Raw genomic sequence first — 10,510 nt, 5'->3', positions numbered from 1 at the left:
CGAGCCTCCGCCCCTGTGGTCTTACAGCTTGCGTGCTACCAAAAGGAGTGTCTGGCCGTCGCAGCCGGTAAAGGTGTGGGTGAAGTTGCCGAAACCAGCGGCCGTGAGCGGTTCTTCCAGGTCTCGCCCGGAGAGGAAGTGGGTCTTATAACCCATGAGCCGGGTGATCAGTTCCACGCTGGTCTGGTAGAGGCGGCTTGCTCCCCCTTCCCGAGACAGGTGGTGCGAAGCAAAGCACCCTCCGGCCTTGAGCGAGCGGTGGATGTTCCTGAAGACATTTTCCAGATCGTCCACGCATCCGTAGAGGATATGGGAGGTGAACACGAAGTCGTAGGCCTCCTCGGGCAGTTCGTCGCTGCGCAGGTCAAAGGGCTCGCAGGTGATGCGGTCGCCGTAGCCCAGGGCGGTGCAGCGCTGCATGGCCGGTGCGGTGACGTTGGGCAGGTCCAGGATGGCGCTGGTCAGGTCGGGGTTGTGCTCCAGCAGTTCCATGGAATAGTGCCCATGGTTGCCGCCGATGTCCGCCATGGTGCGGAAGGAGGCGAACTCCGGCAGCTCCTTCAGATAGGCGACCGCCATCTGGAGCTGGCCGTTGAGGGCGTGCTGGAGGGTTCCGTCCATGGTATCCGCCTCGGCCCAGCTTTCGTCGGTTTTTTCCCGTTCCATGGTGCCGCCCTTGAGCAGGGTGGGCAGGCTCTTGCGGAGCAGTTCGTTGTGCCCGTGCTGCAAGCTCAGCGCCTTGCCCTGGTACAGCGGTGAGGCGCTCACCAGGTATTCCTCGGTCATCTCGGTGTTGGCGTAGATTTTTCCATCCAGAGTGAGCAGGTGGCGGTCCACCAGAACGTCCAGCATGGCTTCCAGCGGTTCGGTCTTCAGTTCCATGGCTTTTGCCAGTACCGCCGCGGGCATGGGCTGGCTGCTCAAGTGGTCGAACAGGTTCATGCGCACGGCGTCGATGATTGCCTGGGCGCTGATGGATTCCATGAGCACATGCTCGACCGGGGCCAGTGATGTTTTTGGGGTCGGGAAGGGCATGGGTGCCTCCTGTTGTGTTAAGCATCTTAACACTTGGTGCAAAAAATATTACTTGAGATAGTTGTCCATCCAACGGTTCATCTGCCTACAGAGCTCCCTGAAGACAGCGTATTCCCCGTTCGGCATGGAGGCCACGTAGGAGAAGAATTCACGGTCGTGATCCATGTGGAATTCAATGTGGCCATTTTGGGCCTTTTTCCCCAGTTCCGTAGGGTGCAGGATCTGTTTTGACTGGTTGTCCGGAGCCGTTTCCCTGTATACGAGCCCTTTCTTCTCCAGCCGGGCCACCAGTTGGGACATGGCACCCTTGGACACGAAGGCCCTGTCGGCCAGTTCGGTCAGGCTCATGGGGCCGTGATCGCAGAGCTTGGCCACGGCATGGATTTCGGACGGGTTGATGAGTATCCCCACTCCAAAATCCATTGGTTTCTTGCTTATCGCTATGAATTTATTAAGAGTGTCACCCAGGTGAGCAAATTCCGTCTTCATTTCTTTCAGGCTGCGCATGGCCAATGTGTATAGTTGCTAAACTCTTTTGTCAACAAAAAGGCGGAAGCATGGAGCTTCCGCCTCTTGTATGCGTGTGATGTCTTGCCGCGCTCTATCTTGCAGGCGGTGCGCGGGTCGTCCACCGCTTCGGTCATCTCCCAGGTGAACTCCGGGCGTTCGCGGCCAAAATGGCCGTAGTTGGTGGTCAGCTGAAAGATGGGGCGGCGCAGGTTGATCCGATCCTGGATGAAGTAGGGGCGCATGTCAAAGACCTCTTTGACGGCCTTGGTCAGCTGTTCGTCGGTCACCTGGCCGGTCCCGGCTAGCAGCGCGACAGGCGGCGCATGGCGTCGTCCAGGTGGGTCAGCCAGATGTCCACCAGGGAGTCGTATTCGCCCGCGCCCTTGAGCACGGCCACGCATTCGATGCCTGCCTCTTCGAGCCGGGATTTCCAGCTGGCCTCGCCCTCGCCCACCATGTCGCGCGCCGCGTGCCAGCCCGCGCCAAAGAGGAACGGGAGCAGATAGGCCCGTTTCACGCCGCTTTCCGTGAACCGCTCGATGATGGCGTCGATGCCCGGTTCGGCCTCCATGGCCCCCATGTGCACGGCGCTGTCGCGGGCCTGGAAGGCCTGATGCAGACAGTCGTAATAGACATTGCCGTCGTGCTTGGTGCCGTGGCCCATGAAGAGCACGGCGTCGTGTTCATCGCGCCCGCCCATGGTCTCGGCCAGGGTCTCGGCCAGGATGGCGTCCACCACCCTGTCCACTCCGGCCTCGCCAGCCACCAGGGGGAATCCCACCTCGACCCGGCTGAATCCGCCATTTTTGAGGACCAGATCGTTGGCCAGTTCGAGCAGCCCGTGGAACTCGGCACCGGGGATGAGGTGCAGTGACTGGACGACCACGTGGGTGACGCCCTCGCCCAGCAGTCGGCTCAGGGCGTCGGGCACGGACTCCACGGCCTCGCCCGCTTCTGCCATGTGGCCCCGGATGGTGCGCGAGGTGTAGGCCAGGCACACGGGCGTGTCCGGGTGCGCCCGGCGCACGCGCTGTGTGATGTGGGCCAGGGAGGCCACGGAGTTTTCGTGGCGGGAGCCGAAGGCGGCGAGGACAATGGCTTTCTTCATGTTCCGGTGCTCTTATTTCCCGGTGTTTTTCTTGACCAGCGCCAGCGAGAAATAGTGCGGCGTGGCGGGCGCATCCTTGATGTCCATGAGGATGGATTCTCCCTCCATGCCCAGGCGCGACACGAGCACGGTCTTGTCCGACAGCCTGAGCCGCTCCAGCGTGGACCGGATCTCCTCGAAGTTTTTGTAGGCCTTGAGGATAACAGCGTTGTCGGCCACGTCAAGCTGGGCTTCGAGCCGGTCCGGGTCGGACACGCCCGAGGTGATCAGCAGCGATTCCTTGGATTCGCACAGGACCAGCCCGATCCTGGCCGCAGCCGCGTGGAACGAGGTGATGCCCGGAATGGCCTGAAGCCGGATGGCCGGGTCGATGGCCAGCAGGGTGCGCTGGAGGTAGCCGTATGTGGAGTACGTCAGGGGGTCGCCCAGGGTCAGGAAGGCGGCGTCGAGCCCCTGGTCCAGGACAGCGGCCACGGCCTTGGCGTTGGCCTGCCAGGCCGCGTTGAGTTCAGCCTCGTCCTTGGTCATGGGAAAGCCGAGGTTCTCCACGCGCACGCCCTGCTTGAGGTGGGGGCGGGCGATGTCGTAGGCCGTGGAGTAGTCGTTCTTGGTGGAGGCTGCGGCAAAGATCACGTCCACCCGGCCCAGGGCCTTGATGGCCTTGAGGGTGAGCAGTTCCGGATCTCCGGGGCCGACTCCGATGCCGTAGAGGGTGCCTTTATCTGTCATGCGTTGTGTTCTCCCGCCGACTCGCAACCGTGCCGGGGTCTGTGTTGTGCCGGGTCGCTAGTCGCCGGTGGTGGGGTGGAGCAGTTGGTACACGGTCTCAATGCCTGCGAGCAGGCGCATGGTGGGCCGCGAGACCAGCCGCTCGTCCACCAGGAAGATGTTGCGGTCGCGCACCGCCTTGATGCGTGAGGCCGCCGGGCCAGTGGCTATTTCCATGATGGTCACCGTGTTCATCACGCCATACTGGGTCAGGTACACGTCGATGGCCGGGGCCTTGGCCAACATGCGCTCCAGGCCGTAGTCAGCGATGTTGGTGTCATGGCGTGGCCGGGCGTCGTCGGCCACATTGCGTCCGCCTGCGGTCTCCAGCACGAAGATGGGCATGGAGCCAGGGGAGAAGGTGGCGACCTTGCGGTGGATGGACTCGAAAAAGACGCCGGGCCGCCGCTGCTGGGGGATGCTCTCCAGCCGCTGGCGGGCGAGGCTCAGGCCGTCCTTGAACTCGCCGATCATGCTCTCGGCCTGCACTTCCCTGTCGGTCAGGATGCCGAGTGTGCGCCAGTAATCGTACATCTCCGGGATGGTGCCGGGCTGCAGGGCGGCCACGGCGACGCCGTGACGCTCAAGGGCGGTCCACAGGCCGGGATGGGCGGTCTGCTGCATGGGCCGGATGAGCACGAGGTCGGGCTTGGCGGCCAGAAATTTCTCCACGCCGTCGCGGGCGTTGAAGGTCGGCCTTTCCAGGGCGGTGGACGGGAAGTCCTCGTTTTCGGTGACGCCGATGATGGCCTCGTCCAGGCCGAGCTTGAAGAGGTTTTCGGTGTGGGCCGCATAGAGCGAGATGATGCGGGTGAACGGCCCGCGCACCGGGATGGTGCGGCCCGTGTCGTCCCTGACGGTCTGGGCGCGGGCCGGGCCGGGGGCCGACAGGAGCAGGGCGGCGCACAGGGTCAGGGCCAGGGCGGCGAAAGAACGGGAGCAGGGAGAGCGTGTCATGCGTGGTCCTTGGGATCGTAGGCAATGGTCATGGGGCCGGAGCCGCTGCGGCTGACAAGGGCGCGGACGCCGAACACGGCCCGGATGGTTTCGGGGGTGAGAGTGGCATCCGGGCTGCCCTGCGTGTGGACCGCGCCGTGGGCGAGCATGACGATGCGGTCGCAGCAGGTGGCGGCCAGATTGAGGTCGTGGAGCACGGCGACCACCGTGCGCCCATCCTGGCGGGCCAGCCGGCCAAGTTCGGCCATGACGGCCAGCCCGTGCCGGATGTCCATACTCGAAGTGGGCTCGTCCAGCAAGAGGCCCGGCGTGGCCTGGGCCAGGGCCCTGGCCACCACGGTGCGCTGGCGTTCGCCGCCCGAAAGCTCGGCCAGGGTGCGGCTGGCCAGATGGGCCACGTCCGTGGCCTCCATGGCCGAAGAGACAGCGGCCATGTCCGCGTCCGAGGGGCGCGAGAACCGGGGGATGTGCGGGTGGCGGCCCATGAGCACGGTCGCGCGCACCGTGAAGGGAAAGTTGCAGTCAAACCCCTGCGGCACCAAGGCGGTCAGCCGGGCCATGGCCGCCGGGCGTACCTCGGACACCGGCGCGCCGTTGATCAGCACGCTGCCAGAAGAGGGCGATTTGAATCCGGCCAGGAGGTCGAGCAGGGTGGATTTGCCGCTGCCGTTGGGACCGACCACGGCGTGGAACAACCCTGGCCCAAACTCAAGGTCGAGCCCGCGCAGGACCGGCGTGGGGCCATGGGCGAAGCCGAGGGCGCGCGCGGTGTAGGTGACGGCCTCAGTCATGCCGCCTCCCGGCGCGGGTGCGGCTGAACAGCCAGCAGAAGACCGGCCCGCCGATCAGGGCCGTGAGCACCCCGATGGGCACCTCGTGGGGCAGGACCGCCCGGGTCAGGGTGTCCGCGGCCAGCAGGAGCATGCCTCCGCACAGCCCGGAGGCGGGCAGCAGCCAGCGGTTGTCCGGCCCGGTCACCAGCCGCATCAGATGCGGCACCACCAGCCCGACAAAGCCGATGACCCCCGACACCGAGACGCAGACCGCGCTCATGAGCGAGGCCGTGAGCAGCAGGACGAGGCGAACCCGGCCCGTGTTCACGCCCAGGCTCCTGGCCTGGAGCGCGCCCAGGCTCATGATGTTCAGGTCGCGGGCCAGGAGGAGGCAGACGGCGAAGCCGGGCAGGCAGACCGCGCCGGTGAGCAGGGCGTCGCCCCAGGTGCGCGAGACAAAGCTGCCCATGAGCCAGAAAACGATGACCGCCACGCGCTCGTCGGCCAGATACTTGATGAAGCTCAAGCCCGCCGAGAGGATGGCCGAGACGATGACCCCGGAGAGGATCAGGTTGACCGGCGAGAGCTCGCCGTCGCGCCCGGCCATGGCGATGACCGCCAGCAGGGTCAGGCAGGCGCCGATGAACGCCGTCAGGATCAGGGTGGCCGGGCCGAGGAAGGTCAGCCCCAGGAGCAGGGCCAGGGCCGCGCCAAAGGCTGCGCCCGACGACACTCCCAGGGTGAAGGGATCGGCCAGCGGGTTGAGCAGCAGCCCCTGGAAGACCGCGCCCGCCACGGCCAGGGCCGCGCCCACGAAGATCGAGGTCAGGATGCGCGGCAGCCGCACCTCAAGGACCACGCCCGCTGTGAGCGGGTCCAGGGAATCCGCCGCCCCCCGCAGCCAGCCCCAGACAATGGCGAGCACCTCGCCCGGAGTGATGGCGATGAACCCCATGCCCGTGGCCGCGACCGCAAGGACGCACAGCCCTGCCGCGAGCAGCAGGAGCGTCAGTCCGGTCCGGGCCTTTTGGCGCGGGTATGGGCGGGGGGCGGTGGTCATGGTCGTCTAGCGGAGCAGTCCGGACTGGCTCATGGCGTCCTTGAGATGGTCCACATAGAGGTCGGCCCAGGCGTCGTTAGCGCCCAGGCCCGTCAGGTCGGTGGTGACCTGGTACCCGGCCTTGGTCAGGATGATCTTCCAGGCGTCGTCCTCGTCGCCCGCCATGTCGTTGGAGGCGTGGTCGCCCGCCACCACCATGAGCGGCTTGAGCAGGACTTTTTTCACCTTGGCCGCCTTGAGTCCGGCCAGGATGTCGTCAAAGGCGGGATAGCCCTCCACGCAGGCCGCGAACACGGGCACATCGTAGGCCTCGTTCATCTGTTTCTGCAATTCCGCGTAAATGCCGGTGGAGAAGAAGTCGTTGCCGTGGCCCATGTAGATCAGGGCGGCGCGCATGGTCTTGGCCCGGTCCACGTCCGCCTTGAGGGCCTTGACCCCGGCGGCGATGTCGTCGGTGTAGGGGTAGGCGTCGCCGGGCATGCCCAGCGCCGGACGGCCCAGGCGGAGGGCGGCAAAGGGGGCGGACTTGGCCTTGACCGTGCGTATGGAGTCGAGCGCGATCATGAGCCCTTTGAGGTCCTCGAACTCCTCGCCCGCAAAGACATGCAGCGACTGGACCGTGATGTCGCGGAAGCCCTCGTTTTGCAGGTCGGCGATGGTGGCCAGGGGCGTTTTCACGGACAACACTTCTGCGGGCACGCCGGGGTTGTCCTTGATCCAGGCCGCATCGTCGCGCCGCTCGTGCCAGATGGAGCGGATGGTGCTTGAGGTGAAGGCGAGGCGCACCGGGATGCCGGGGTTGGCCAGCTCCACCCGCGTCCTGATGTTCAGGATGGAGCCGAGGGCCTCGGGGTAGGAGGTGCCGAAGGCGGCTAGGACAATGGCCTGCCTGACCGGGCCGCTGTGGCCGTGTCCGGCCCGGGCGGGCAGAGAGAACAGGCAGACAAAGGCAAGGGAGAGTGCGTAGGTCAGGATGCAGGCAGGAATGTGGAAATGGGAACGAGTCATGATTCCTCCTCGTCGGGAGGGGCTGGTTGGCGGGAAAAGAAAACGCCCCTTCCCCGCATGCGGCAGCGAGGAAGGGGAACCGTATTTTTCCCTTCAAATACCTATGGATGGCAAGCCCTCGTGCCATCGGAGGCAGACCGTGGAAACGGGCTCAGGCAGGTCTTCCGGCTGGCTCCTCCCGTCTTCGCCTTCCCGGGCCTTCCCAGTGGCATGAATGAAGACGGTTCATGAGAGCGTCACGGCGGCGGGTCCGCTCCCGATTTGCACGGGATTCCCTTTTCAATCCTTGGTGGACACCTGAGACTGGCTAACTATGCCCACAGGGGTGGCCAAGTCAAGATGTTCGCGCCATGGCGCGCCGTTCCTGGAAGTATTGCAGGATTTCCTCGGTGTCGATGACCAGGGCGTCGGATTCGCCCATCATGCCGTAGCCGAGGATGGGCACATGGAAGATTTCCTCGACCGGCACGGTGAAGCCGGTGATGACCACCTGTTGCTGCCTGAGGACTTCGTCCACCAGGATGGCGGCCTTGTAGTCGCCCACCCGGACCACGATGGCCTGGGCCATCTCGATGTCGGTCACCTCCGGGGTGAGCCCCAGCAGGTCGGCCAGCCGCAGCAGCGAGTGGACCTCGCCGCGCACGTCCACGGTTTCGCGCCCGTCGGGTAGCTCCACCACGTCGTGGATCTTGGGCATGTATATCTCGACCACGTCGCGGCTGGGGACGATGAAGGTGTCGCCGCCCACCTTGCAGACCAGGGCTTCCACGATGCCCTCGTTGGCCGAGCGGTCCAGGGGGATGGAGATGGTGAAGGCCGCGCCCTTGCCCAGCGTGCTCTCGATGGCGATGTCGCCGTCAAGGGTGTTGCGGATGGAGTTGACCACCGCGTCCATGCCCACGCCGCGCCCGGAGACATCGGTGATAGTCTCGGCTGTGGAGAAGCCCGATTGGAGCACGAACTGGAGGATTTCCGCTGTCTCGTAGTGCTTGTCCGGGTCGGCAAGTCCTTTTTCCAGGGCCTTGTTCAGGATGCGGTCCGGGTCCAGTCCGCGTCCGTCGTCGCGCACCTGGATAAAGGCGGTGTCGCCCTTGCGCCAGGCCGCGAGGATGACGTTGCCGGTCTCGTCCTTGCCTGCCTGCTTGCGGCCCTCGGTGGTCTCCAGGCCATGGTCCACCGCATTGCGCAGCAGGTGCACCAGGGGCTCGTTGAGACTCTCGACAATGGTCTTGTCCAGGGCCAGGTCATCGCCCTGCACGGTGAATTCGAGTCTTTTGCCGATCTTCTGGCTCAGGCTCCTGACCAGCCGGTGCATGGGCATGAAAATCTGTTTCAGGGGCACCAGTCGGATGGCGTCCACCTCTTTTTGCAAGCGGCTGATGACGTTGTCGAGCTCGCGCAGCGACGCGGCCATCTGGGCGAGATTGCGCGCCCCGCCCTGGGCGATGACCGCGTAGGTGACCATGAGCTTGCCCACCAGCTCGATGACCCGGTCCAGCCGGTCCGTGGGCACGCGGATGGACGAGATGGCCTGGGTTGCGGGTGTGCCGCCCTTGGTCTTGGGGTCGCATTTGACGTCCGGTTCGGACTCCTGCTCCGGGTCGGCTTGCTCCCCTGTCTCCTGGGCATCGAGGTCGCACTTTGGCTCCCCTTCGGCCATGGCTGCGGGGTCCATGAAGGCCCTGGCCGCCTCGGCCTCGTCCTCGAAGTCCGGCCTGGCTATGGCCTTGCTCCTGGGTGCGTTCCTGCCAAGGGATGTTGCGTCGGTGTGGAGCAGGCCGCCCACGGCGAAGAGGAACCGCTTTTGCGCCTCGCACACGCCGAGCATGGCCGTGACGATATCATCGTTGACCGGGGTGATGCCGTCGGTCAGCATGTCGAGAATGGTGATGACGCTCGCGCTGGAGAGCTTCATGTGGGACAGGCCGAGCGCATTGACCGCTTCTCCGGCACCGGAGCCGGAGCTGGCCACGTCGAGAATCTGTTTCTCGATGTCTTCTATGCACTTGCTGATGCTGTCCTGCATGGAATCTCCTTACTGGGTCGTGAAATAGGTGTCTTCGTCGGGATAGACGGCGATGGTGGTATCAAATCCCCAGGCGTAGAAGGTCTGCTTGGCGGCGGGGCTCAGTCCGCAGGCCGCGATCTTGAAGGTGGAACCCATGCTGGCCACCATGGCCCAGGCAGTGGAGCCGAAGGTGAGCACGCCGGTCAGGTCGATCAGGATTTTGTCGCCGGGCTCGACCCCCATGATGGCCGAGATGACGGGCTTGAACTGTCGGTCCAGATGGACGCGATGGTCGCGCACCCGGATGATGGTCACGGAGTCGCGTGTCTCCACTGTGACTCCTGCCCCGGTCTCTGCGGCAGCCACCGGGCCGCTGCTTGACGCCTCGGTGATGAGCGCCAGGACTTCCTCCTGTTCCTCCTCGTCCACGGCATCGTCCCGGAGCTGTTCGAGCACCTGGAAGATCATGTTGATCCCGCGCGAGAGCAGGGTCAGGTTGTACTGGGTCGGCTCCACATCTCCGGACTGCACCTTTTTCAGGAAATCCTCGATCTTGTGGGTGAAGTGTGAGGCTGGCTCGAATCCGACCATGAAGCCGGTCACGCCCTTGATGGTGTGCAGGGGGCGTGAAAGAATCTCGATGCCCTGAGCCACCTCGCTGACTTCGAGCAGTTCCAGCCCCTCCATTACCTGGGGATAGTACTTGTCGTTGACCTCGGAGAAGAACTCCTCGACCATCGGGTCGTCGCTCATGCTCTTTTCCCTGTCTACTTGGTAAGAAGATTGAGCTTCTCAAGCTCCTTGTAGAGCTTTTCCTTGACCACGGGCTTGACAATGTAGGCCGAGGCCTCGCCGTCGTAGAAGGATCTCATGACCGTCTGCGGATCGTCCAGCGCCGTGGTCATGATCACCTTGACCCGTGGCCGCAGGTCTTCGTCGGCCTCCAGTTTTCTGATCTGCTTGAGGGCCTCGATGCCGTCCACCTCGGGCATCATGATATCCATGAGGATGAGGCCATAGGGCTGGTTTTCCCTGTGGGCCAGCTTGAATGCCTCTATGGCCTCGCGTCCGTTGACCACGATCTCAACCTCGAAGAGGGTCATGAGGAAAGATTTCAGAACCTTCCGGCTCAGGAATTCATCCTCGACTATGAGTGCTCGCATCGGTGTCCCCTGATTCTCAGACATGTAAAATCATCACCATTGTTTTCCTATGTAATGGAAAAATTTGTCAATAAATAGCTGCAAAAAATAATGCCTCAAGCCGAAGTGCGCCGAATGCGC

General features: G+C 64.2%; 11 protein-coding genes, 1 pseudogene and 1 riboswitch. All 12 genes and pseudogenes read right to left on the bottom strand.

The genetic code is table 11. The features are described from left to right. Positions 1 to 21 precede the first annotated feature (21 nt). The 12 genes and pseudogenes from DAES_RS11605 to DAES_RS11550 all read right to left on the bottom strand — a co-directional run bounded on the left by DAES_RS11605 (position 22) and on the right by DAES_RS11550 (position 10,390). Positions 22 to 1,035, bottom strand: a complete 1,014-nt coding sequence (locus tag DAES_RS11605; RefSeq protein ID WP_013515216.1) for a methyltransferase — start codon at positions 1,033 to 1,035, stop codon at positions 22 to 24. A 48-nt stretch (positions 1,036 to 1,083) separates the two neighbouring features. Then, complete coding sequence (locus tag DAES_RS11600; protein WP_236608407.1) at positions 1,084 to 1,458, bottom strand: MarR family winged helix-turn-helix transcriptional regulator; 375 nt, start codon at positions 1,456 to 1,458, stop codon at positions 1,084 to 1,086. A gap of 179 nt (positions 1,459 to 1,637) precedes the next feature. Next, positions 1,638 to 1,868: pseudogene (locus DAES_RS17985) on the bottom strand (methionine adenosyltransferase domain-containing protein); the annotation flags it as partial. Continuing rightward, on the bottom strand, positions 1,847 to 2,653 hold the full coding sequence (locus tag DAES_RS11590) for a sirohydrochlorin cobaltochelatase (protein WP_013515214.1): 807 nt from the start codon (positions 2,651 to 2,653) through the stop codon (positions 1,847 to 1,849). The gene DAES_RS11590 and the pseudogene DAES_RS17985, both read right to left, overlap by 22 nt. A gap of 12 nt (positions 2,654 to 2,665) precedes the next feature. Beyond that, complete coding sequence (gene cobI / locus DAES_RS11585) at positions 2,666 to 3,382, bottom strand: precorrin-2 C(20)-methyltransferase (RefSeq protein WP_013515213.1); 717 nt, start codon at positions 3,380 to 3,382, stop codon at positions 2,666 to 2,668. A gap of 57 nt (positions 3,383 to 3,439) precedes the next feature. Beyond that, positions 3,440 to 4,378, bottom strand: a complete 939-nt coding sequence (locus tag DAES_RS11580; RefSeq protein WP_013515212.1) for an ABC transporter substrate-binding protein — start codon at positions 4,376 to 4,378, stop codon at positions 3,440 to 3,442. Beyond that, entirely contained in the window at positions 4,375 to 5,169 is a 795-nt protein-coding gene (locus DAES_RS11575; protein ID WP_013515211.1) for an ABC transporter ATP-binding protein, read from the bottom strand. Before DAES_RS11575 ends, DAES_RS11580 begins: the two co-directional genes overlap by 4 nt. Then, the gene (locus DAES_RS11570) at positions 5,162 to 6,211 is read right to left on the bottom strand and encodes a FecCD family ABC transporter permease (protein ID WP_013515210.1); all 1,050 of its coding nucleotides are present in this window, start codon (positions 6,209 to 6,211) and stop codon (positions 5,162 to 5,164) included. The genes DAES_RS11575 and DAES_RS11570 overlap by 8 nt, the downstream gene beginning before the upstream one ends. A 6-nt stretch (positions 6,212 to 6,217) precedes the next feature. Continuing rightward, positions 6,218 to 7,219, bottom strand: a complete 1,002-nt coding sequence (locus tag DAES_RS11565) for a sirohydrochlorin cobaltochelatase (RefSeq protein WP_013515209.1) — start codon at positions 7,217 to 7,219, stop codon at positions 6,218 to 6,220. Between the two features lie 137 nt (positions 7,220 to 7,356). Next, positions 7,357 to 7,535, bottom strand: a riboswitch (cobalamin riboswitch). Positions 7,536 to 7,553: 18 nt separating this feature from the next. After that, on the bottom strand, positions 7,554 to 9,245 hold the full coding sequence (locus tag DAES_RS11560) for a chemotaxis protein CheA (RefSeq protein ID WP_013515208.1): 1,692 nt from the start codon (positions 9,243 to 9,245) through the stop codon (positions 7,554 to 7,556). A gap of 9 nt (positions 9,246 to 9,254) precedes the next feature. Beyond that, on the bottom strand, positions 9,255 to 9,980 hold the full coding sequence (locus DAES_RS11555; protein WP_013515207.1) for an Hpt domain-containing protein: 726 nt from the start codon (positions 9,978 to 9,980) through the stop codon (positions 9,255 to 9,257). 14 nt (positions 9,981 to 9,994) lie between these two features. Further along, positions 9,995 to 10,390: a response regulator gene (locus DAES_RS11550; RefSeq protein ID WP_013515206.1), complete on the bottom strand. Its 396-nt coding sequence runs from the start codon at positions 10,388 to 10,390 to the stop codon at positions 9,995 to 9,997. Positions 10,391 to 10,510 lie beyond the last annotated feature (120 nt).

Origin of the sequence: Pseudodesulfovibrio aespoeensis Aspo-2, assembly GCF_000176915.2 — a bacterium.
Classification (GTDB): domain Bacteria; phylum Desulfobacterota; class Desulfovibrionia; order Desulfovibrionales; family Desulfovibrionaceae; genus Pseudodesulfovibrio; species Pseudodesulfovibrio aespoeensis.
This window is presented reverse-complemented; position numbering and strand designations above follow the sequence as displayed.